Below are 23346 nucleotides of genomic sequence, written 5' to 3'. Positions count from 1 at the left end.
TTTCAAAAATTTCACCAAGAGTCATCGGTAGAATTTGAGAATTCATGATTTCACTCCGCAGGTTATCAAGGTGTTCCGAGAAATAAATGATGGAAAATTTCGTTTGTCATCAAGAGCACAACTGGAATGAATTTAGATAAGCTGAGCCGAAAAGTCAAAGAAAATCAAACAGAAATGGAATCCGATCTCGATTTTTTGAGATGAGTTTTGAGCTGTAAAACCCGGGTTTGATCTCAGCACCGGAATGTCAAATCGCGAAGAGGCGGCAATAATTCTGAATAATCCGCCGTTCTTTGTGTCTCGGCAGATAAGAACCTCACAGCTGAGTCATCGCCGGATTAATGCAGGATTATCTAAGGATTATTGTCCGTGAGTCCATCGCATAAGCGGAAAAATATCCCACTGAACCGTTGGTGAGATTTGTGTTTGGGTTGGCGGGAGACAGAGAGGTTGGACTCTGGTCTGCGGCTATAACGTTTCTGAGAGTATAAAGATAGTCGTAGGTAGCCTTATCGATCGAGAGAAGGTCGACTTTCACGGTGTCGCCAGGGCCAATCTTGGCGCTGTTGTCGTTTCGATCCGTTCTGATGCCGAAGCGGAACGTAATTTCATTTCCATTTGTAAACTCATCGTCGGCTATGAAGATTCCGCCTCGTCCGCCTCTGATTGAATCAGGCGGAATAGAATTCACATGCGGTATGATGCGATAATAATTTCCGGACTGAGGGGGATCTTTGAACACCACGTAAAAATCGTAGCCCGATTCGCCGAACAGACTGGCTGAAGGTTGGGCATAGAAGGAATCTATGTCTACCTTCCGAGGCATCGTGGAGACAGCGTCATATTCCTTTCCATTTGCAATTACTTTCAACGAGTATGTTATCCCCGGTGCGCCGTCGGGCCTCAAGGAATAATAAACCCCGTTTGCAGAATCCTGCCTCAGAGTGTCGACATCGCCGGCATTGTCTGAAATTACTACCGTTGCGTTTGTTATCGGTTGAAAGTATAAGGAAGGCGTGAAGTAATCTCCCGTCATATTTATCACGACGGAATCCATTCCGCCCTGGTCGTTCACGAGTCCTTCAATCACTATCTGCGGGCTTGTCTGGTTGAGGTCGATGGAGATGACTTTTTGACAGGAAGAGAGACTGAAGAGCAGGAGCAACAGAAATAATATTCGATCGTGTCTGCGAGTCATGATGTAATTCTAAAAATTAAAATTATAAGTTATTGATGGCATGATAGGGAATATCGTGGTCTGCACCGCCTGTGTCTCGTTTGGATTGTCCGGGTTTTGCCGGAAGGTGATGGAGTACGCGTTCTGGCGATTGTAGGCATTGTAGATCGAGAAGTTCAAGTTTGAATGTTGGTTGATCGTCCATGTTGCCGACAGATCGAGTCTGTTATATGCCGGCATTCGATAACCGTTCTTTGAAGTATAATATGGCACAAGTCGTCCGTCGATCATGTAGTTGCCGCTCGGGAAAGTAACCGCGTTGCCGGCATAATAAACCCAGGTCGCACCAAATGTCCACGTGTCGTTTAAGTCATATGTGACGACGGCTGAAAAGGCATGAGTCCGGTCCTGCGTTGCAGGGAACGGATTCCCGTTGTTTATCTGCGCGAACTTTTCTTCCGTTCGCGAAAGTGTGTAAGAAAGCCACCCAGCGATTGGCCCGATTTTTTTCTTAACGAGTAATTCTGCACCGTAGCTCCATCCCGTCCCATATAACAGAAGAGACTCGACAACCGGATTAAGCTGCAAGTCGGCGCCGTTCCGGTAATCGATCAGGTTGCGCATTAATTTGTAGTAAAGAACGAGCGAAGATTCATATTGGTTGTTGTCGAAGTTCTTGAAATATCCGATGTCAACCTGGTCCGCATACTCCGGCGGAACATTATTTGTGCTCGGAACCCACAGATCGCTCGGATTAGTCGAAGTCGAATTTGAAAGAAGGTGCAGGTACTGGACAGTCCTGTCGTAAGAAGATTTGATAGAGTTTTCCTGGTCGAGAATGTATGTCAGCGCAATGCGCGGCTCAAGGCTCACGTAAGTCTTTATTGATTTTCCGGACCCATAAGCTGCTGTGTCCATAATGTCTCCCAGGTCATTATAAGTGTAGACTGTGCCCGGGCCAAGGAGAGTAAATGATGAGACTCTTAACCCGTAGTCGAGATTCAAATCTGAGAGTATGCCGATCTGGTGGGAGATGTATGCCGCATTCTCGAGGGCATACTTGTGTTCAAGCGACAGGCTGTTGACGGAACTTGTCGAACTGGATGTGATAGCACCGGGGAAGAATGTGTGATAAATCGAATTGAGGCCGAAACTGATGGTATTACCCGAGGTCATGAAATACTGGAAATCGGTTTTGAAATTTGCATCCTGGATCCCCGATGTTATCTCAAATTGGTTCGTGCCTAAACCTACATCGTTTGTGTATTCGTAGTCGCTGTAGATCAGCGAAGTATTGGAGAAAAATTTGTCGCCAAAAACATGGTTCCATCTCAAAGTCGCGGTTGCGTTCCCCCAGTTGAATCCGAAAATATCCGGATAATTGAAATTGTCTCTTCCGAAATATCCCGACAAAAAAACGCGGTCTTTATCGCCGAGCGTGTAATTCACCTTCGCGTTCAAATCGTAGAAATACAAACGCACACGGTTTATGGTCGTGTCCTTGGAGAGTCTGAGGAAGAGATCCGCGTAAGTTCTGCGACCGGAAATGATGAAGGAACCTTGATCTTTGATGATCGGTCCGTCGACGGTCAACCGCGAATCGAGGAGTCCGATTCCGCCCGTGGCACCGAATTTTTTGTCGTTGCCATCGTTGGTCCGGATATCGACCACAGAAGACAACCGCCCGCCGTATTCTGCCGGCATGCCTCCAGTGATGACCGTGACGTCGTTTATCGCATCCGAATTAAATACAGAAAGAAACCCAAGAAGGTGAGATGGATTATAGACGGGAGCCTCGTCGAGCACGATCAAGTTTTGATCCGCGCTTCCGCCGCGCGCATAGAAGGCGGTGCTTCCTTCGCCTGCCGCCTCGATTCCTGGAAGGAACTGGATGGTCTTCAAAATATCCTGTTCGCCGAGAATGACGGGGATTGCTTTTACCTGCTGAACCTGAAGGTTGTTCGAGCTCGTGTTTGTGGAGACGACGTTTGCGTTGCTGTGTTCTCCCGACACCACCACTTCGCTTTCGGTTATCGGCTGAGGCGCAAGTGAGAAATTAATTGTCCGGTCGCGATCGAGAACGATCGTATCGAGCTTAGTCTTGAAGCCGAGATACTGGATATTGACCGCGTATGTTCCTTCCGGAAGCGTAATTGAATAAAAGCCGTAAGCATTGGAAGATGCGCCCACATCTTTCAGTTCTCTCACGATGACAGTCGCCCCGATGAGGACTTCACCGGTCTCAGAATTCTTGATTGTGCCGCTGAAAGTATAACTCTGCTTGACCCGCGCGTGAGCATCATACGCTGTGGGCATGACTGTCGCAGTTAATATGAAAAGCAGGGAAGTCCTCATGTCACAGTCTTATCGACGTTGAAGCAAATCATACGGTTTAATAATAATTCAACGACAAATCTTTCATTGCCGTTCCACCTCGTAACGAACAACCTTTGACAGAATTAAATATGGAATGATAGAAATCCTAATGTATTAATTCGACAATCTTATTGTGAGATGATGACCCTCTAATCAAGCGAATCTTTGAGCGTGAAACTTTCAAGAATTTGCTCAAAGAAATGAGGAGAGCTTCATTTGCTTTGCCTTCGATGGGTTTCGCGCGAAGGAATACTTCGAAATTGTCCGGAGCCTTTTGTATTACTTCATCGCGTTTAGATGAAGGATGGACTTTAACTTTCAGATACATTAGTGATGGTATGAAGTGTCGGGGCGGTGGGATTCGAACCCACGACCTTGGCGCGAAACGCGCCACGCTCTAAGTGCTTGTCTTAGTTTCAACATCTTCCAGATATCTTGCGGCTCCGCGAGACTTTATTCCCATTTCCTTTTTTACAGCTTCGGAACGCGATTGAAATTCTTCGAAATGTACCAGTTTCCAGGGAACCTCTCTTCGTGTTGAAGGAGTGTCTCCGTTGTTGTGTCTCATCAAACGGTTCTCAAGTTCCTTCGTGCTACCTGTGTAATATCTGAGGGTTTTCTCACTCTGGATGATATATGCGAAATACATTCTCTGTCGGCGCGGTGGGATTCGAACCCATGACCTTGGCGCGAAACGCGCCACGCTCTAACTCCCATACTTAGTTTTGATATCTATTAGAAATGTTACCGCTCAGAAGATATATGCGAAATAATCTGTCGGGGCGGTGGGATTCGAACCCACGACCTCTTGGTCCCGAACCAAGCGCTCTAACCGGGCTGAGCCACGCCCCGCAATTGACTTATAATATAACCTTTGGGATTGTTTTGGAAAAGGTTTTTCATAATTAATACGCGGATAACTTACTTTGATTGCGTATTAGGGCACAGCAAGCTAAATTCTTAGGTGGATAAGAAGGAAATCATTCATGCCCTCGAAGAAATCTCTTTGCTCCTTGAATTGAAAGGCGAAGATAAATTCAAAGCCGTCGCGTATTCTAGAGCTGCGCGATCTTTATCTCAAACTACCTCCGATGTCGTAGGGCTCATTCAGAAGGGCGAGGCTAGAAAAATACCGGGAATTGGCGAAACATTGTCAAAAAAATTATCCGAATTCGTCGAAACAGGAAGGATTTCTTACCTTGAAGAACTGAAAAGCTCATTTCCACCGGGACTTACGGAACTGTTCGAAATCCAGGGACTCGGCCCGAACAAAGTTCGAGCCTTATATGAAGAGCTTGACATAAAATCCCTTTCCGAGCTTGAATACGCCTGCCACGAAAACCGTCTTGTTACCTTAAAAGGTTTCGGCAAGAAAACTCAGGACAAGATTCTCGCCGAGATTGAAAAGGTGAAAGCGAATAGCGAATACCACCTCCTGAACGTTATCCATGCGACTGCCAATGAAATATCTGCGGCGCTTGAAAAGTTGTCGGGAGTTGAGAAGTATGAATTCACCGGCAGCTACCGGCGGAGGAGAGAGATAATTCGTGACATCGATTGCGTCATAAAATTTAAGTCGGGTGAGCGGGATAAACTTTTTGCATCCTTGCAGAAGCTGAAGGGTGTGAAGGAAGTCAAAGATGTTCAGAATGATTTTGTCTCAGTCATCTGGGAAAATGGAATACAGGTTGAGTTCATTATCACGAACAAAGCCGAGAATCCGTTTGCAATTTTGCATTCGACAGGAAGCAAGGAGTTTTATCAGAGCCTGAGGGAATACGCCTCTTCCCGCGGATACACATTGTTATCGAACGAGTTAAAGAAGGGGAAAGAAAAATTACAGTTCGAGTCCGAAGAGGATATTTTCAGCGAGCTGGGACTCCAGTTTATTCCTCCTGAGCTGCGCGAGGACGGAGATGCGGTAAGGGCCGCTTCGAAAGGTGAAATACCGAAGCTCATTGAACTCGAGGACATAATCGGGGTGTTCCATGTTCACACCAACTGGAGCGACGGCGCCGACTCGATTGAAGACATGGTGAAAGCCGCGCGTAAACTTGGACTGAAATATCTGGGACTCAGCGATCACAGCAAAGTCGCAATCTACGCAAACGGTTTGGACGAAAAGAGGCTGAAGGAACAATCCGACGCGGTGGACAAGATCAACGCAGTACAGAAAGATTTTTTTGTGTTCAAAGGAAGCGAAGTAGATATATTGTCGGATGGCAAGCTTGATTTTGGTGACGGCGTTTTGAAGAAGCTTGACTTCTCAGTCGGCTCCGTTCACAGCAGACTGGGCATGAAAAAGGATGAGGCGACAAAAAGACTTGTCAGCGCCATGAAAAATCCGTACCTGACGATTCTTGGCCACATGACCGGCAGACTGCTCCTCGGCAGAAATGGCTACGAAGTCGACGTCGATGACATAATCAAGACGGCATCTCGGAACAAAAAAGTCATAGAAATTAATGCTAACCCTCATCGTCTCGATATCGACTGGCGTAACATAAAGAAGGCTAAAGAAGCCGGTGTGAAATTCTCGATCAATCCTGATGCTCACTCCAAAGCCGGGCTGGCGGATTTCATATACGGAGTTTACATCGCAAGAAAGGGCTGGCTCACGAGGGATGACCTTTTGAACACGATGGACGTGGATCGTGTGAAAAAATTCTTGAAGAATGCCAAAGGGTAAACAAAATTCTTTATTGCTGGTCTTAGATTTTGGATTGAGCATCTGATGTTTGAAATTTCACATGCTTGATGATGGATGCCAAAGGTACTATTCGTTCCTCTGAATAAAGTGGTTGAATTAAAAACCGGGGAGACCCTTTTTAAAGCGGCGCGCGTAAATGGAATTCCAATTGGAAGCTCCTGCCGTGGAGACTGCGTATGCGGCTGGTGTAAAGTCGAGGTTGTCGACGGGATGCAAAATCTTTCGTCGCCTGAAGAATGCGAGAAGAAACTCATGAGGTCGGGCAATTACGGGAAAACGGAAAGAGTTGCCTGCCGGGCAAGAGTCTATGGAGACGTGCGTATTACCACGGGATATTGGTAACGGAAATCTTAAGCGATGATTTATGAATTCTTATGAGATACATTCGCCACATTTTTATTTGTACCAATAGAAGAAATGACGATGATCCCAAAGGTTCCTGCGCGCAAAAGGGAAGCGAGGAAATCCGCGGGTTGTTCAAGAAGGAATTGCATGACCGCGGCTTGAAAACAAAAGTCAGGGCAAACAAAGCCGGCTGCCTTGACGTTTGCGAATATGGACCGAACGTCGTGATTTACCCGGAAGGAGTGTGGTACTGTCACGTAAAGAGAGAAGACGTCGCCGAAATCATAGAACGCCACATCATCGGCGGTGAAGTTGTCGAACGGCTCCTTCTGCCCGATCCACGGTACAAACCTGAGAGGATGAAATACGATCCTATAGACGGGCGATTTTCCCGGTCGGATGAGAAGTAAGATCTCGTCGTTGACTTGCATTTGATTTGTGCACGGTATAATATTTTAGCGGACATTTGCTCAGAATGCCCTAAAAATGAGATTGTGCAACAATAAAAGGGGGAGTATATGAAGCGCAGTCGGACAATTTTCTTTTTGGGTGTAATTGTCGCGGTTATCATGACCAATTTCGGATGCAGCCATGTGACATCACCGGGCAATAATCCCAATCCCAATCCCAATCCACTACCTATCAGTCCCATCGAAAAGCAAGTCGAGTCGGCAACTAATTCGTTTGCGGCAAATCTCTTCGGACAGGTTGCGGCACAGGAAAAGGGAGAAAACTTTTTCATCTCGCCGCTCAGCGTTTCAATGGCGTTGGCAATGACATTAAACGGAGCTAACGGGAAGACATACGACGACATGCAGAAAACTCTCGGTCTCAGCGGACTGACGAATGATGAAATCAACCAATCGTACCAGAGTTTAATCACCATGTTCAGCAATCTCGATCCGAATGTTACATTCAATATTGCGAACTCAATATGGTACAGGAACACTTTTCAAGTGATCAGCAGCTTTCTGACGACCGACTCGGTGTATTACAATGCGGATGTGAGACCGCTCAATTTCAGCGACCCTAATGCAGCTAATGTCGTCAACTCGTGGGTAAGCGACAAAACGAACGGGAAAATTCCCGATGTGATTTCGCCGCCGATTGATCCCGGCACCATGATGTATTTGATAAACGCCCTCTACTTTAATGGCACCTGGAAATATGAATTTGATTCTGCAAACACGGAAGACAAACCATTTGCACTCTTGAGCGGAACAAATGAAAATGTCCCGACCATGATGGTACATGATACCGTGATGAAATATTATTCGGACAGCAGTTTCACGGCCGTGGAACTTCCGTACGGAAGCGGCGATTACAGTATGTTGGTATTGCTGCCGAATGGGTCGTCGTCATTTTCGGACGCCGAGGTTTCCTTGACTCAGACCGAGGTGAATAACATCATAGACGGTTTATCGGAACAAGACGTTGTAGTGAGCCTTCCAAAATTCAAGGTGGAATACAAAACGGATTTAGTCCGTATCCTTACGAATTTGGGAATGGGAAGCGCGTTCAGCGGCGGAGCCGATTTTACGAGGATCAACAAAACTATGCCATTGCAAATCACCGGTGTCCTCCACAAGACTTACATCGATGTGAATGAAAGAGGAACGGAGGCAGCAGCGGTGACGGTAGTGACTGTAGGAACAACTGTCGTGGGTCCACATATCGGACCAATCTATTTCACCGTCGATAGGCCTTTTATCTTTCTTATCAAGGAGAACCACGACAACACCATCATGTTCATGGGAGCTGTTGTCGATCCAACTGCATCTAGTCAGAATTGAACGATACCTTGTCAAGGCAGAAAGTCCGAAGGAGCGCTTCGCAGAAACCCTGACAAGGTTTTATTATCGACAGATTTTTCTATTCAGCTCCATTTGACTAAATTTCCATGTACCAAGAACAATTCGAGCGACCCATAAATCTATGCCCGTCAGTGCAATTCAAGCTAAAACCAGGAAAGAAGCTAAATCAAATTTCGCAGGTATCTCTGTCAAGGATCGCGCGAAGAAAGTTCTTGAGCTTTTGAAGAGAGAATATCCTGATGCGAGAGCCGCATTGAGTTTCAGTTCGCCGTTCGAACTTCTGATTGCAACGATCCTTTCGGCTCAGTGCACCGACGCGCGCGTCAATATGGTCACGCCGGGCCTTTTCGCGAAATATCCTTCGCCGAAAAGTCTTGCCGGGGCCGACAGGAAGGAGCTTGAGAAAGAAATAAAATCGACGGGGTTTTTTCGGCAGAAAGCCAAATCGATTCTGAGCACCAGCAAATCGATTGTGGAAAAGTACGACGGGGAAGTTCCGCGGACCATGGAAGAGCTGCTGACTCTCGATGGCGTCGGTAGGAAAACTGCTAACGTAGTTCTTGGAAATGCCTTTGGAATTCCCGGGATCGCAGTCGACACTCATGTCAGAAGACTCTCACGACGGCTCGGTTTCTCCAAAGAAGATGATCCGACAAAGATCGAATTCGATTTGATGGATTTGTTTCCGCCGAAAGACTGGGCGATGTTATCGCATCTGTTGATCTCACACGGCAGAAGGGTCTGCACCGCAAGGCTTCCAAAATGCGAGGGATGCATCGTCAACAAGTTATGTCCATCCGCATTAGGTTTTACCGGCAAGGAAGGAAAAAATTGAAAATAAGAGTAGCACACAGTCCCGATTCAGATGACGCCTTCATGTTCTATGCACTTGCCAATAAAAAGTTTGATACGGGTGGAATCGAATTTGAAAATATTTTGAGCGACATCGAAACGCTGAACCAGAAGGCAATGAACGGGGAATATGAAGTAAGCGCGGTGTCAATCCACGCTTATCCTTACATTGCAGACAAATACCAGATGCTCAGCAGCGGGGCAAGCATGGGAGACGGTTACGGCCCGATGGTGGTCAGCACGAAGCCGTACAAAGTTGGAGACATAAATAATCTTAAAATCGCAATTCCGGGGAAACGAACATCGGCGTTTCTCGCGCTCAGCATTTTCGCCGGGACTTTCGAATATCAGGTAGTTCCGTTTGATCAAATAATTGAGAACGTCTTATCCGGTAATTTCGACGCAGGATTGATAATACATGAGGGGCAGCTCACGTACGAAAGCACCGGACTGCACAACATAGTCGATCTCGGAGCGTGGTTTAAAGAAAAATTCGATTTGCCTCTTCCTCTCGGTGGAAATGTCGTTCGACGCGACCTATCGTCGGAGGTCAAGAAAAAAGTCGCTTACTATTTGAAAAAGAGCATTGCCTACTCGCTCGAACATCGTGAGGAAGGGTTGAGATATGCTTTGGAGTTTGCCAGAGGAATGAATCGGAATCTTGCCGATAGATTTGTCGGAATGTACGTGAACGACTGGACTCTCGACTACGGCAAGAAGGGGAAAGAGGCGATTCAGTTGTTTTTGGATTTGGCTTACGAGCGGAATCTTTTGCCGGCGAGATGCAAAGCAGAGTTCGTCGAAACGCCGGAACAATTGTAATGGCACAGGATTTTGCACGTGCCTGGCAAAAATCGGAAAATGAAAAGTCGAATGAGACTATGAACAATATCTCCGGTCGAGGACAAATGAAGACCGGTGCAAAGGTCGCTCTTTTTGTTATGATCGTCGGCGGCGTGTTTTACCTTGGAGGGTCATCTGCGCGGGCGATAATCGGAAACGATCTCGTCGAGATCGGAACTTTGAGGTTTCGGCAGGATATACCGTTCGATGCGGAAAAGGAAATTTATAACCTGCTTGCACGGACTTCGCTTCTGATCGTGTTCGGCTACCTTCTTGCGCTGGTTGGATTCATCACGTTTTTGTCGAAGTCCGATTTACGCATGAAGGATAACCCAAACACTTTCATGGCGATCATCCTTTTCGCGATTTTCATTCCGATAGAGTTTTATACTTCGTATCTTGATCTGAGGTTTTTTTTATCTTACGTGGATTTTCAACTACAGCTCTTTCTCGGTGCAGACCCTGGGCCGCTGCGCGATGAAATGCGCAAGCTGTTTGTTGAGAGGGTGAGCGGTCTTGGCGGACTCTCGGTCATAGCAATACTTTCATATTATAGTGCGATCGCTGCACTGGTCTTCCGTCCGATAAAAACAAATAAAAAGAGAACTGAATCTCCGGAAGGAATAAGGAAAAATGCCGAAGCTGAAAACTGAAGCGCTGATTGCAGAGCTCGAGGAAGCCGCATCGCAATTGGGCCTGAAGGTTATCTATGAAAAAGGTGATTTCAGCGGTGGCTACTGCATTCTAAAAGAGGAAAAACTAATCGTCATAAATAAAAAATTTGATCAGAAACATCGTGCCTCGACGCTGGCGAGAAGCTTGTCTGAAGTGGGGATAGAAAATTTGTTCCTGAAGCCGGCAATACGTGAATTCATCGAAGAACAGAAGGAGACTCGAAATGAAACTACTCGTAGCTAATGGTCCCAACTTGAACTTGACTGGACTGCGCGAGCCCGAGATTTACGGCAAAGATACACTCGCGACCATCAATTCGGAGATGAAGGCTAAATTTCCAGAGATCGGTTTCGAATTTTTCCAGACAAACAGCGAAGGAGATCTGATCAATAAAATTCAGTCGGTTGATAAAGACGGTTTCGACGGAGCCATTCTTAACGCCGGAGCATTGAGTCATTACAGCGTCGCATTGAGAGACGCAATCGCGTCGATCAAAAGACCGGTTGTTGAAGTTCATCTTTCACAGGTTTTTGCCCGCGAAGAATTTCGGAGGAAAAGTGCGATCTCGGAAGTATGCAAAGGAACGGTAACGGGCTTCGGGAAGTTTTCATATTTTGCCGCCGTGTTCGCACTCTCTGAGATTCTGAAGAAATGATCAAGGCTGTAGTTTTCGACCTCGATAACACTCTGGTTGACTTCATGAAAATGAAGGGAGAGGCGATCGACGCTGCGATTCGCGCCATGATTGATGCCGGACTGGACTTGTCTTACGACGAGGTGAAGAAAAGGATCGACGCGATTTACAAGGAGAAAGGGATCGAATTTCAGTACGTCTTCGATTCGCTGCTTTCTGATATCTTCGATAAGGTAGATTATAAAATTTTGTCGGCGGGCGTGGTCGCGTATCGTCGCGCTCGTGAAGCGGCGCTCGTGCCGTATCCGCACGTTAACATGACCCTCTACGAGCTATTGAAGATGGGAATGAAGCTCGCGGTGGTGTCGGATGCACCGGCAAGAGAGGCATGGCTGCGTTTGACTTATTTGAATATGCACAATATCTTCGATGTCGTGGTGACGTTTGAGGATACCAATGAGCGAAAGCCCCACCCGGCTCCGTTCACTCTCGCCCTTAAGAAGTTGGGCGTTAAGGCGGTTGAAGCGTTGATGGTGGGCGATTGGGCCGAGCGCGACATTATCGGCGCAAAGAAGGTCGGAATGAAGACCGTCTTCGCGCGTTACGGCGACACATTCGACACGGTGATATCCGGCGGCGATTATGAGGCCAACGATATTCAGGAGCTTGTCGGGATAATCAAACGGGAGAATTCCGGTGGTTGAAGGAGTCGGCATAGACATAGTTGAAGTCGGCAGGATCAGGACGAGCATCGAGGATTATGGCACACTCTTCGTGGATAGAATTTTCACAGGTGAAGAAATAAAATACTGTTCCGACAAACCCAATCCGTTCCAGCATTATGCGGCGAGATTTGCCGCCAAGGAAGCTTTCAGTAAAGCGACCGGCACCGGATGGAACAGCGATTTCTCCTGGCAGGAAGTAGAGGTGACAAACGAGCCGAGCGGGAGACCATGCCTTCGACTGAATGGATCTGCGCTCAGAAGTTTCGGCATGAAAAAAATATTTCTGTCATTGTCGCATTCGGGAGATTATGTTGCGGCGGTCGTTATTATCTCATCCGAAGGCTGACCCGCCGGGCGGGAGAATCCTGACTTAAACCACGGTTCGTTTTTCAACGTCTCATTATCAGACAAAATCAAAAGCATGAGAAACTCCTTACTTTCCGAATCTTCCGAGGACTTCCATGCTGGCATTCGTCCCTTTTCAGGTTTTTTTCGAAAACCGGACGAGTAGAGTTCTTTTCCCGAAGGGATCCTGTTAGGAGAATGCAAAGTCCAAGCGATCTGGAACTTATAGGGCAAGTAAAAGATGGAAATGACAGAGCCTTTTCAGAAATCGTTGACCGCTATGAAAAAAAAGTTTTTTTCGTGGTCAAAAGGATGCTCAATGATGACGACGAGTCTGCCGATGCAACCCAGGAGGTTTTCATAAAGCTGCATGATTCTCTCAAGAAATTTCGCGGCGATGCAAATCTATACACGTACATATACAGAATTGCAACGAACGTTTCTATCAGCTACCTGCGGAAGAGGAAAGTAAGGGCTGTTGTGAGATTGGATGAAGTTGTGTCGAATATGTTGAGTGGAGGAAGTGAGCCTCAACGCCAGGTGGACCAGGATGAGTTGAAGAAACTTGTCTCCAGGGCGGTAGCCGCACTTCCGGTGCAGCAGAGGCAAGTTTTTATCTTGAGGTTTTATGAAGAGCTGTCATACGAAGAGATAGCTCAGGTGATGCACAGATCTCTGGGTGCGCTGAAAGCAAATTATTTTCACGCAATGAAAAAAATCGGAGAATTTTTAAAAAATGAAATGCGATGATGTCGTTCTGAATCTGCCGGACTATGTTCTTGACAGGGTTGAACCCAATCTTAAAAGGAGTATTGAAAGCCATCTTGGGTCGTGTTCCGAGTGCAATGAAGAACTTGCAGCGATGAGGAAGGCAATCACGATTCTGGACGGAGTGGAGCGCGAAGAATACCCCGACGGGTTTTGGCAGGAGTTGAGGGTCTCTATCATGGAGAGGATTACTGTGCCGCGGCCCGCGCCATGGAAAGTCCCTGCATTTGCCGGAGGGCTTGTCGTTCTTCTGCTGGCATTCGGAATAGGAGTTTACGAATATTCGTTCAAATCCGGTGAGCCGGTGTCGAGCATAACGAGCTTGGCTGCTTCACTTCCCGCGGAGCAGGTTATCGATCTCTCCAATCTCAACGTGAACTATGTTAGTTCTGCAGCTCTGCCGCTCCATGAAACGGATGAGATCAGCACCGTGGACGATTCGTTGCAGCTGGCTGTCGTCAAATCGATGTGGGCGTCGGTTGCGGATTCGTCTATGTCTCTTGAAGATTTTGATTACACGGGGAATATTTCTTCTAACTAAGAGGATGATCATGAAGAGAATTGCAGTTCTGTTTTTCCTTTTGCCCGCTGCTTATCTGTTCGGGCAAGAAATGGGCCCGCCGCCGGAAGGCCCTCCGATGAACCGCGAAGTCGGGAGACAGCTTGAGCAGATAAAAATCTGGCAGATGACGAAGGATATGGATCTTCCGATGGGTAAGGCTGAGAAGTTTTTCCCGCTTTATAATAATTACGACTCCCAGCTCAGGAATATCGCTATGGAGCGAAGAGGAGCGGTCCGTGCGCTCGATTCTTTGCTGAAGGAAAATGCGGAAGACCCCGAGCTAAAAAAACAAGTCCAGCAAATTCTGAATCTTGACGCTCAGCTGGCGGAAGAACATGCAAAATTCATGCAGTCGTTGGAGGGGGTACTTTCACCGATTGAGGTCGCAAAATATATAGTTTTTGAACAAAAATTTGAGCGCGAGATTCGCGAACGGGTTAGAATGATAATGCAACAGAGGATGAGGGAACGAGGTTATTGAGAATTTTTTTTTGCCGACACTTTTAATTCCCGCCTTCATATCTTAAATTTATTGCCGGATCCCGTATGCGGGGTCTTCCTTAATTTGAAATCGATAACAATTTTCGTTGACCTTTGAAATCGAAAGCTCTTTTGCACATTGCCGTTTTCATGGACGTCGTGGCGGCATTAAAAATATCCGCAAACAGAGCGGTAGCTGGGAACCTGCAGGGGGGCATCACCAGTGCACAAAACCTCCCGCTGGCCGCAGTCATTGCGGCCGTAATATTTCTCGCCGAGGTTTTATCCCGAAAGAAAATATCCAATTTGCTCGTGGCATTTTTCTTCCTGACTGCGATGATTTTTTTAGCATGTTCGTTTTATCTTCCTCCTGCCGGTGAAGCTTCAGGCGAGCCATCTGTCCTGGCATATGCGGCAGTGATGATTCAGTTTTCAAGCATCGCGGTAATTTCATTCACGAAGCGTCCCAACATTGGCAAAATTTTAGCCGGAATTGTTTTCATCGCCGGAGTCTTTACGTTCGCCGGGTTCATCTATACTTTCACGAACGGCGAAACATTTCGTCCTGGCATGAAGAGTGATGCCGCGGTAGTGCTTGGTGCTTCCGTGTGGGGAAAATACAAACCGAGCCCGATACTTCGCGGCAGACTGGAGACGGCCATCAATATATTTAATTCCGGCCAGGCCAAAAAAATCATCGTCACAGGCGGAACCAAGAGGTTCGATACTATAGAGTCGGAGGTCCAGGCATGGTACCTCAGACAGCGAGGCATTCCCGATTCGTCCATAGTTGCCGAACATAATACTTTTTGTACCAGTGAACAGGCGGAATATATTAAGGATGTTCTCGTAGATTCGCTCGGGATGAAGAACATTGTGGTGGTAACAGATAATTGGCATTTGCCTCGTGTGCTGTTGATGTGCTCATGGGAAGGCGTCACGCAGGCCGGGATTTATGGAGCGGCAAGTTCATACAGGTTGTTTGCCGCAAACGAATTCTACTCCCGTCTTCGGGAGTCTGCCGCAATACAGGTCTTCCTCCTTTTTGGAGCATGAAGTGGATTTTGAATTTCAAACCATGAGTGTTGGATCGACGGCCGGCAACAAATATCCAGAATCCAAAAATTAGAATTCAAATTTAATTTACAATGGCTTCTCAACGAAGACTCGCTCGTGAACGCGTACTCCAGACGCTCTATGCGTATGAAATGTCCGGAACGTCTCCGGATTTCTTGAGCAACGACATTTTTAAAGACATTGTGGATCGAGCAGCACTTGAATTTGCCAGGAAGCTTTTTCGCGATACTCTTGAACATGTGCAGGATCTGGACTTGGTTCTTCAAGGGCATCTGGACCATTGGGATATTTCACGTGTCAACCCGGTCGACCGCAGTTTGCTCAGGATGGGTGTGGCGGAAATTCTTTTTGCTCAGGAGATTCCAACGAAAGTGACGATGAACGAAATTATTGAATTGGCAAAGAGATACAGCACGGAAGAGAGTCCGAAATTCGTCAACGGAATACTCGATGCTTCTCTAAAGCAGTTGTCGAGTGAAGGAAAAATAAAGAAAAGCGGCAGAGGACTGGTAAATACTTCGGTAAAAAAGAAATTATGACCGAAGAGCGCTACTCTCGTCTCACGATTTTCTCCTGGACGCTTTTCGATTACGCTCGCACATCCTTTTCGGTAATGATAAAAACGGTGGGGTATGCTTTGTACTTTCGTGAAATCGTAACTGCCGGGACGTCACGCGGAGATTTTTATTGGGGGCTCGCGGATAGCATCTCAATGATTATTGCCGCAGCGTTATCACCGGCATTGGGAGCAGCAAGCGATTATTCGCACAAGAGGAAAAGATTCCTGATGGCGTTTTCGATGTTGTGCATACTCGCGACCGCATTGCTGTACTGGATAGAAAGAGGTATGATACTTGCGGGAATGATCGTGTTCATCGCAGCGAATGTAGGGTTTCAGGGCGGCTACACTTTCTATGATGCGTTCTTGCCGGAGATCGCACCAAGATATATTTACGGCCGCGTGTCAGGATACGGGTTTGGGATGGGATACCTTGGCGCGCTGTCGATATTGGCGATCGCATTTCCACTCATAAGGGGAGGCTTCGATCCGGGCAACATCCAGAGTTTTCGGCTGAGCTTTCTAATCGTGTCTGCATTCTTTGCCGTGTTCTCAATTCCAGCTTTTCTCAGACTTCGCGATCACTCGGGCGTCTACCGGCACAAGCTTCCGTACTTTCGCCTGGGACTCAGACGGGCCGTCAGAACTTTCAAACGGCTCGGAAAGTATAAGTCGCTCTCGAGATTTCTGCTTGCATTCTTTTTATACATAGATGGTGTCAATACCGTAATTTTTTTCTCTGCACTCTATGCGCGTGGCACACTCGGGTTCACCGAAATCGAAGTAGTAATGTTTTTCATCGTGGCGCAATCGACGGCTATCTTGGGCTCGGTCGTGTTCGGGATATTGACCGACCACTGGGGGCCGAAAAGAAGCATTACCATCACGCTGTTCATCTGGGTTGCGGTCGTGACCTCGGCATTCTTCATTCAGACTAAATGGGAGTTTTATATCGTCGGTTTGTTTGCCGGAATGGCGATCGGTTCATCACAGTCTTCGAGCAGAAGTCTCATGGCTCTGTTGAGTCCGGCGGAACATGCGGCGGAATTTTTCGGATTCTACGATGGAATTGCCGGCAATGCATCCGCCATCATGGGGCCCCTTACATTCGGAGCGATATCCAGTTTCACAGGGAGCCAGAGAATTGCCGTCCTTTCCGTGCTGATATTTTTTGTCGGGGGGATTATATTACTTCGACAGGTCAAGATCGAGTGGCATGGGCGAACGGAGAACGGAGAGTCGGGTTGATGTCGCACTTTAAATTGTTAACCGTCGGAAGTTGAATGTTAAGGCCGATTCTTTTGTTAATCATTACAACGATGAGCATTGCAGTTTACCCGCAAAAATATGTAGTCCTCGAAGTAAAGAACAATTTTATCGATGTCGAGAACGGCAAACCTTTTAAGTTCCTCATAGAAGTGAGACCGTCGAGCGGGATTCATGTAAATGCTCAACCGCCGATTTCAGTGAAGCCGTGTGACAGCGCGGCGAAGGTGAGTGTTAAAGAGCCTCCGAAATCGGGAGAATATCTGGATTTGTCGAATCCGATCGAAGTGGAATGTAACGTCACCGGCCTCGACGCGGGATCGCATGAACTGGGCTTCGTCGTCGGCTATACCTTTTGCTCGAACAAAGAGGGGTGGTGTCGCATGAGCAAGGATACAGTTTCCGTGGTCGTGAGAGTGAAAAAGTAATTGAAGCCGGTCTACTTCATCTCCGATATTCACCTCGGCGCTCCGACACTCTCGCAGGATTTTGAAACGAAGAGGCGAAAAGAGGTGTTGAAATTCCTGGACGTTGTGGTCGGGAATGGAAGCAGGCTGATCGTAGTTGGTGATCTATTCGATTTTTGGTTTGAATATAGATATGTCGTGCCGAAAGATTATTTTTGGCTGTACGTGAAGCTCAAGGAAATGGTCGATGGCGGGATTGCTGTGGATTATGTCGCGGGAAATCACGATTTTTTTCTGGGAGAATTTTTTGAGAAGTCTATCGGGCTCCGAGTTCACCAGGAAGGTTTTTCCGAGAACATAAACGGAAAGAGGTTCTTGATAATACACGGAGACGGTTTGGCACAGAAAGACTCCGGATACAGGATGTTGAAGAAAATATTGAGAAATAACCATTCGAGAACATTTATCCGATGGATTCATCCGGATGTCGGTTTCTATTTTGCGAAGGCTTTCTCAAAAAAGAGCAGGGAGTATACGTCGAGCAAAGATTTCGGCGAGGCAGACGGGATGTTGATGTTCGCAGAAAGGAAAATCAGCGAGGGTTATGATTTTGTCATCATGGGACACAATCATGTACCACGATGCGAGTATTTCCCGCGCATCCCGGCTCCGCCTGCGGGACATCCGAACGGGAAAGGCGTATATGTAAATCTTGGGGATTGGCTGAAGAATTTTACTTACGGCATTTTTGACGGCGACACCGTAAAATTAATGAACTGGGAAGTAGAAGCATGAAGTGGCGCTATTCCAAAGAAGAGATGGAACGTTATTTCAACGATCCTGAATACAGAAAAAGCAGGAGAGGGGGAAAAAAGTTTTTTTCGAGAGGTAAACTTAAATTCAGATTATGGATGATCGGGGGGATTTTGGTCCTCTTGATGGTATATGTGATTTACATAATTTCCGGACTTCCCTCACTCGAGGAGCTGGAAAATCCGAAACCTGAGTTGGCGACTCGCATTCTTTCGACAGATGGGGACATCATAGATCAGTTTTTCATGAAGAACCGCGCCGTCACTGACGTGGGCCAGCTTCCTCACTACGTCGCCGACGCGCTGATTTCAACTGAAGACAAAAAGTTTTATTCTCACTGGGGAATCGATCCTCTCAGGATCATGAGTGCGATAGCGGTTGACGTAATTCACCTCCGTGCGAAAGAGGGCGCGAGTACGATCACGCAGCAATTGGCTCGAAACCTGTATTTGAATCAGGAAACGACGCTGACGAGGAAGCTTCGCGAGGCGATAACTGCAGTTCAGATCGAGCGCACCTACACGAAGCAGGAAATCCTGGCGATGTATCTGAATGACGTTTACTTCGGGAGAGGGGCCTACGGCATCGAATCAGCCGCGCAGCTTTATTTCGACGAATCATCATCTGACCTAACGCTTCCGGACGCTGCCCTGTTGATCGGACTCTTGCGGTCGCCTGCAAGGTATGATCCGCTCGAACATCCCACGCGGGCGGTGACTGTCCGCAACGTAGTACTGAAAAATCTTTACGACGATGGTAAAATATCTCAGACCGATTACGACGCCGCAAAGAAAATACCGCTCGATGTGAAATATCATGGGCCGTCAACCGGATTGGCACCGCATTTTGTGGAGATGGTGAGACAGGAGCTTGAAAAGAAGGCAGAGAAGTACGGATTCGATATTTATCGCGACGGGCTGACCGTTTACACGAGTCTAGATTCGCGTATGCAGGAGTATGCCGACTCGGCGGTGGATCGTCAGGTGGCAGATTACCAGAAAATTTTCGATTCGAGGTGGGATTGGAAAAACAACGATGCGACATTGTTGATAGCGATTGACAAAGCAATAAAGGATTCGCCTGGCTATCGTGATGCGGTGAACGACAGTGACCGGAAACAGATTTATGATCAGCTCCACTCGAATCAGGCTTTCATAGATTCTGTCAAAAAGGCGGAGGAGATGATACAGGTCGGATTTGTCTGCATCGATCCTAAAACAGGGTACATTAAAGCGTTGGTCGGTGCTTCGAACTATAAGCAGTTCCGCTACGGACTCAACCATGTCACGCAGATTGCGCGCCAGCCGGGTTCCGCGTTCAAGCCGTTTGTCTACACGGTGGCCGTCGACAACGGGTATGCACCGTCTTACAAACTGCTGAACCAACCAGTGACTATCGTTATGGCGGACGGAACAAGATGGTCGCCCAGGAATGCAGACGGCGAGTTCGGCGGCGAGATGTCGCTTCGCGATGCGATAAAATATTCCGTGAACGTCGTCTCGGTCAGGGCAGTGCAGGAAATTGCTCCTGTCAATCAGGTAGTTGATTATGCTCATCGAATGGGAATCACCACCTACCTTGCTCCCTACGAGTCTATCGCAATGGGAACTTCGGTAGTCATTCCCATCCAGCTGACTTCTGCGTATGGTGTCTTTGCCAACGAAGGGATTTTGACTAAACCGATTTTCATTCTTCGGATAGAAGATAAGAATGGAAATGTGATCGAAGATGATCACGCTCAGTCTTCCGAAGTCTTGAGCAAGCAGACGGCGTACCTGATGACCGACATGCTTCGCGGGGTGATGACTCCGGGTGGGACCGGTGCAAGAGTGAGAAGTTATTTTTATCTGGATGCGGCAGGCAAGACCGGCACGACTCAGGACTTTGGCGATGCGTGGTTCGTCGGATATACGCCACAGCTCGTAGCTGGTGTTTGGGTTGGTTTCGATGACGATAGGATGCATTTCACTGATTGGGACGGTCAGGGCGGAAGGGCGGCGGCCCCGATCTGGGGGATGTTCATGAGAGACTCGTACAACGACAAAGAGATCGGACTTCCGATTTCGTCGTTTGTTCAGCCCGATGGCGTCGTGACTGCGACAATCTGTGCCCAGACCGGAAAACTTGCTACCGAGTTTTGTCCGCAGAAAGTCACGGAGATTTTCAACGCGAAGTATCTTCCGCCCGTTTGTGATGTGCATACCTCGCCGAATCAGCAGGCAGTAACGCAACCTGACGGGAAGATCGGTTACTGAAAAAGGACGCATGATAGGAAGCACCAATTGGATTGACGCTCCATGCTTTCGTTTTCTAACATTTGATTTTGTTTACATCATCCCTCTATACGCTCCGCCGTCAAACTGAATCGTCGCTCCCGTAACATAGCTGTTCTTCTCCGAACATAAGAAAGCAACGAAATCACCGAATTCTTCGGGCGTACCGAGTCTTCCCATAGGAATTTCTTTCACGATACTTTGGAGCGCCTGATCTTTTGTGATCCCTTTCTTCGCCGCCGTTTCCTCCATCAAGTAATCGATTCTCTTGGTCGCTATGTAATAAGGAGCGATGTTGTTGATCAGAACATTGTCGCTCGCAAGGTCGCGTGAAATCGTTTTCGTCAGACCGACTACCGCGGCACGTATCGAATTGGAAAGGAGCAAATTGTCCGCCGGTTGTTTCACCGTCACGGACGAGATGTTTACTATTCGTCCCCATTTTTGTTTCTGCATGATCGGCGCCGCCTTGCGTATGAGTCTGACTGCGCTCATGAGACTTAAGTCGACGGCCTTCAGCCATTGCTCGTCGTTGAAGTCGTTGAAAACCCCGGCAGGCGGGCCGCCGGCATTTGAGACTAAAATGTGAATTGTACCATGATGTTTGATTACATCGTCGAAAAGTCGGTCGATGTCCTCGGGCTGGGTCAGATCGCCCTGGATGGCGAGCGGGGACTTGCCGGTTTTGCTTTTGATCTCATCGATGGCATCATGGATGTTTTGCTTGTGCCTGCCGTTGATGACGACATTAGCGCCTTCGGATGCGAGCGACAAGGCCGTTGCCTTCCCGAGACCCTTAGTCGATGCCGTGACAACAGCAACTTTCTCTTTAAGTCCTAAATCCATTTTATCCTCTGTAGGTTATAATACAGGATAACAAAAGGGAATGCAGGGGGAAGCGAGGTTCATGGAGAAAATTATTCAGGGTGTAGTAAAATTGCAAGTGCCATTCGCAGATGGAATGATTGTCAAATATTTTGTATCTTATATGCATGGTTGTTTGCAGAATCAGGACTGAAAGAAACAACAACAGGATCCGTCTTTTCGAAGCATACTCATCAGTTTGATCTAATCGATGAACGCGCGTCAGCTGAACAGCGCTGATGCTCGAATTCCTTCAAAACTACTATTCTGCGGTCTAATTAAATGTCTGTTCATTTTAGGATGCTCGATGTCGATTGCTAACCATGTTGACGTGACGCTTGCCGAGACGGTACAGGACGAAATAGGTATGTCGGTCAATCACTGTTACCAGTGCGGGAAGTGTTCTGCGGGATGCCCGGCGGCAAATGAAATGGATTTTGCTCCGAGCATAATCATGCGGTTGCTGCAAACAAGAGAGGCAGCTTCGGAGATGAAGATACTTGGCAGTTACACCATATGGCTTTGTTTGGCCTGTCACACATGCGACGCACGCTGTCCGATGGACGTTGATCTTCCAAGAATTATGGATATTCTCCGGGCGGAATCCCTGAGGCGCAAGGTGGTACACCGCGGAGCGAGAGACATCATCGCGTTCCACAAGTCGTTCTTACATACTATTCGTCACTTCGGGAGAATGTGGGAGGTTGGCCTTGTCGCGGGTTACAAGCTTCGCACCCGTCATTTTTGGCAGGATATTGTTCTGGCTCCACTGATGCTCAAAAAGGGGAAGCTGGCACTTCTTCCGTCATATCATAAAAAACTTTCGAGCCGGTTTTTTTCAAATGCCGGACGCGAAGTGGAGCAGCCGAAGTGAAAATCGGCTTATATCCGGGATGCTCATTTGAAGGATCAGCGCGCGAATATGCAGAATCGCTGCGCGCAATCGCGCCGCCGTTAGGTATGGAGCTTGAAGAAGTCGAAGGATGGAGTTGCTGCGGTGCGAGTTCTGCCCATGCCATTGATCACGGACTATCGCTCGCTTTGCCTGCGAGTATTCTGGCACAGGCAGAACGCCAGAAGATGGATGAGATGGTGGTCCCTTGTGCAGCATGTTTCAACCGACTCGCTTCAGCCAAATCGGATCTTGCGGCAAATGCAAGAGTCAGGCAGCAAGTGGCGGACATGATAGGAATGTCGTACGCCGGAACTACGATAGTCAGAAATATCCTTGAAGTTCTCGACCGTGTTTTGACGCCCGAAGTTTCAAAAACTTTCCCGAATACTTTTCCGCATAAGGTTGTTTGTTACTACGGTTGTTTGCTTGTTCGTCCGAAGAGTGTGACACGCGAGGGACGAATCGAAGACCCGGTGCAAATGGATGAGCTAATGAACCGTATCGGTGCCAAGCCGCTTGATTGGGGAATGAAGACAGAATGTTGCGGTGCAAGCTTGTCCGTTACCCGTACCGATGTTGTCGGACGCCTGAGCGGTAATATTCTGGAGGATGCAGCCGGGCGAGGAGCAGAGGCTATCATCGTTGCTTGTCCGATGTGCCATTCGAATCTCGACATGCGGCGAAAAGATATCGAGCGGACAACGGGCAAGAAGTTTTCAATACCGATTTTGTATGTTACTCAAGCCATCGGACTTGCCCTCGGGCTTGACCACAAACAACTAGGTATGCAGCGTCATTTTGTTCCGGTCGATTTGAAAGGGAAGAGCAAGATTCAAATCAAACCGCAGACTGGCGTTAAAGCGGCCGTATGATGGAGGACTGAATT

General features: G+C 47.6%; 26 protein-coding genes and 1 tRNA gene. 22 read left to right on the top strand and 5 right to left on the bottom strand.

Going from position 1 to position 23346, the window contains the following annotated elements:
• Window positions 1-349 precede the first annotated feature (349 nt).
• The 4 genes from VLX91_00280 to VLX91_00265 all read right to left on the bottom strand — a co-directional run bounded on the left by VLX91_00280 (window position 350) and on the right by VLX91_00265 (window position 4405).
• Complete coding sequence (locus VLX91_00280; GenBank protein HUI28619.1) at window positions 350-1198, bottom strand: DUF4249 domain-containing protein; 849 nt, start codon at window positions 1196-1198, stop codon at window positions 350-352.
• Between the two features lie 9 nt (window positions 1199-1207).
• Window positions 1208-3532: a TonB-dependent receptor gene (locus VLX91_00275; protein HUI28618.1), complete on the bottom strand. Its 2325-nt coding sequence runs from the start codon at window positions 3530-3532 to the stop codon at window positions 1208-1210.
• A gap of 418 nt (window positions 3533-3950) precedes the next feature.
• Window positions 3951-4202: a GIY-YIG nuclease family protein gene (locus tag VLX91_00270; protein ID HUI28617.1), complete on the bottom strand. Its 252-nt coding sequence runs from the start codon at window positions 4200-4202 to the stop codon at window positions 3951-3953.
• Between the two features lie 128 nt (window positions 4203-4330).
• Window positions 4331-4405: transfer RNA gene (locus VLX91_00265), tRNA-Pro, on the bottom strand.
• Between the two features lie 112 nt (window positions 4406-4517).
• Between VLX91_00265 and polX the strand changes: the two genes are divergently transcribed.
• The 20 genes from polX to VLX91_00165 all read left to right on the top strand — a co-directional run bounded on the left by polX (window position 4518) and on the right by VLX91_00165 (window position 20683).
• Window positions 4518-6242, top strand: a complete 1725-nt coding sequence (polX, locus tag VLX91_00260; protein ID HUI28616.1) for a DNA polymerase/3'-5' exonuclease PolX — start codon at window positions 4518-4520, stop codon at window positions 6240-6242.
• Window positions 6243-6317: 75 nt separating this feature from the next.
• Complete coding sequence (locus tag VLX91_00255) at window positions 6318-6605, top strand: 2Fe-2S iron-sulfur cluster-binding protein (protein HUI28615.1); 288 nt, start codon at window positions 6318-6320, stop codon at window positions 6603-6605.
• Window positions 6606-6637: 32 nt separating this feature from the next.
• Entirely contained in the window at window positions 6638-7018 is a 381-nt protein-coding gene (locus tag VLX91_00250; protein ID HUI28614.1) for a (2Fe-2S) ferredoxin domain-containing protein, read from the top strand.
• Between the two features lie 108 nt (window positions 7019-7126).
• Window positions 7127-8401: a serpin family protein gene (locus VLX91_00245; protein ID HUI28613.1), complete on the top strand. Its 1275-nt coding sequence runs from the start codon at window positions 7127-7129 to the stop codon at window positions 8399-8401.
• Between the two features lie 142 nt (window positions 8402-8543).
• A complete protein-coding gene (gene nth, locus VLX91_00240; protein ID HUI28612.1) occupies window positions 8544-9257 on the top strand; it encodes an endonuclease III in 714 nt (237 codons plus the stop codon).
• On the top strand, window positions 9254-10096 hold the full coding sequence (locus VLX91_00235; GenBank protein ID HUI28611.1) for an MqnA/MqnD/SBP family protein: 843 nt from the start codon (window positions 9254-9256) through the stop codon (window positions 10094-10096). Before nth ends, VLX91_00235 begins: the two co-directional genes overlap by 4 nt.
• Entirely contained in the window at window positions 10096-10770 is a 675-nt protein-coding gene (locus VLX91_00230; GenBank protein HUI28610.1) for a hypothetical protein, read from the top strand. Before VLX91_00235 ends, VLX91_00230 begins: the two co-directional genes overlap by 1 nt.
• A complete protein-coding gene (locus VLX91_00225) occupies window positions 10751-11035 on the top strand; it encodes a hypothetical protein (protein ID HUI28609.1) in 285 nt (94 codons plus the stop codon). Before VLX91_00230 ends, VLX91_00225 begins: the two co-directional genes overlap by 20 nt.
• Window positions 11016-11447 (top strand): type II 3-dehydroquinate dehydratase, encoded by a 432-nt coding sequence (locus tag VLX91_00220; protein ID HUI28608.1) that lies wholly within the window; start codon window positions 11016-11018, stop codon window positions 11445-11447. Before VLX91_00225 ends, VLX91_00220 begins: the two co-directional genes overlap by 20 nt.
• Window positions 11444-12130, top strand: coding sequence for a TIGR02253 family HAD-type hydrolase (locus tag VLX91_00215; protein HUI28607.1), 687 nt, complete (start codon window positions 11444-11446; stop codon window positions 12128-12130). The genes VLX91_00220 and VLX91_00215 overlap by 4 nt, the downstream gene beginning before the upstream one ends.
• Window positions 12123-12497, top strand: coding sequence for a holo-ACP synthase (acpS, locus tag VLX91_00210; GenBank protein HUI28606.1), 375 nt, complete (start codon window positions 12123-12125; stop codon window positions 12495-12497). Before VLX91_00215 ends, acpS begins: the two co-directional genes overlap by 8 nt.
• A 197-nt stretch (window positions 12498-12694) precedes the next feature.
• Window positions 12695-13246, top strand: coding sequence for a sigma-70 family RNA polymerase sigma factor (locus VLX91_00205; GenBank protein HUI28605.1), 552 nt, complete (start codon window positions 12695-12697; stop codon window positions 13244-13246).
• Window positions 13233-13805 carry a zf-HC2 domain-containing protein gene (locus tag VLX91_00200; GenBank protein ID HUI28604.1) on the top strand — a complete coding sequence of 191 codons (573 nt, stop codon included), beginning with the start codon at window positions 13233-13235 and terminating at the stop codon, window positions 13803-13805. The genes VLX91_00205 and VLX91_00200 overlap by 14 nt, the downstream gene beginning before the upstream one ends.
• Window positions 13806-13815: 10 nt before the next feature.
• Entirely contained in the window at window positions 13816-14307 is a 492-nt protein-coding gene (locus VLX91_00195; GenBank protein ID HUI28603.1) for a hypothetical protein, read from the top strand.
• Window positions 14308-14420: 113 nt separating this feature from the next.
• Entirely contained in the window at window positions 14421-15362 is a 942-nt protein-coding gene (locus tag VLX91_00190; protein HUI28602.1) for a YdcF family protein, read from the top strand.
• A 92-nt stretch (window positions 15363-15454) separates the two neighbouring features.
• Window positions 15455-15922, top strand: coding sequence for a transcription antitermination factor NusB (nusB, locus tag VLX91_00185; GenBank protein ID HUI28601.1), 468 nt, complete (start codon window positions 15455-15457; stop codon window positions 15920-15922).
• The gene (locus tag VLX91_00180) at window positions 15919-17190 is read left to right on the top strand and encodes an MFS transporter (protein ID HUI28600.1); all 1272 of its coding nucleotides are present in this window, start codon (window positions 15919-15921) and stop codon (window positions 17188-17190) included. The genes nusB and VLX91_00180 overlap by 4 nt, the downstream gene beginning before the upstream one ends.
• A gap of 35 nt (window positions 17191-17225) precedes the next feature.
• Window positions 17226-17636: a hypothetical protein gene (locus VLX91_00175; protein HUI28599.1), complete on the top strand. Its 411-nt coding sequence runs from the start codon at window positions 17226-17228 to the stop codon at window positions 17634-17636.
• A complete protein-coding gene (locus tag VLX91_00170) occupies window positions 17637-18410 on the top strand; it encodes a UDP-2,3-diacylglucosamine diphosphatase (protein HUI28598.1) in 774 nt (257 codons plus the stop codon). It begins immediately after the preceding gene.
• Window positions 18407-20683 carry a PBP1A family penicillin-binding protein gene (locus VLX91_00165; protein ID HUI28597.1) on the top strand — a complete coding sequence of 759 codons (2277 nt, stop codon included), beginning with the start codon at window positions 18407-18409 and terminating at the stop codon, window positions 20681-20683. The genes VLX91_00170 and VLX91_00165 overlap by 4 nt, the downstream gene beginning before the upstream one ends.
• 72 nt (window positions 20684-20755) lie before the next feature.
• Here the strand turns inward: VLX91_00165 and VLX91_00160 are convergent, their stop codons facing one another.
• Window positions 20756-21547: an SDR family oxidoreductase gene (locus tag VLX91_00160; protein ID HUI28596.1), complete on the bottom strand. Its 792-nt coding sequence runs from the start codon at window positions 21545-21547 to the stop codon at window positions 20756-20758.
• Between the two features lie 325 nt (window positions 21548-21872).
• Here VLX91_00160 and VLX91_00155 point away from each other — a divergent pair, with 325 nt between their 5' ends.
• Both VLX91_00155 and VLX91_00150 read left to right on the top strand, forming a co-directional pair.
• The gene (locus VLX91_00155; GenBank protein ID HUI28595.1) at window positions 21873-22439 is read left to right on the top strand and encodes a 4Fe-4S dicluster domain-containing protein; all 567 of its coding nucleotides are present in this window, start codon (window positions 21873-21875) and stop codon (window positions 22437-22439) included.
• The gene (locus VLX91_00150; GenBank protein ID HUI28594.1) at window positions 22436-23332 is read left to right on the top strand and encodes a CoB--CoM heterodisulfide reductase iron-sulfur subunit B family protein; all 897 of its coding nucleotides are present in this window, start codon (window positions 22436-22438) and stop codon (window positions 23330-23332) included. The genes VLX91_00155 and VLX91_00150 overlap by 4 nt, the downstream gene beginning before the upstream one ends.
• Window positions 23333-23346 lie beyond the last annotated feature (14 nt).

The organism is Candidatus Acidiferrales bacterium, from assembly GCA_035515795.1.
Lineage (GTDB): Bacteria > Bacteroidota > Ignavibacteria > Kryptoniales > JAKASW01 > JAKASW01.
The sequence above is the reverse complement of the archived record's forward strand: the minus strand, read 5'-3'. Positions and strand labels throughout refer to the sequence as shown.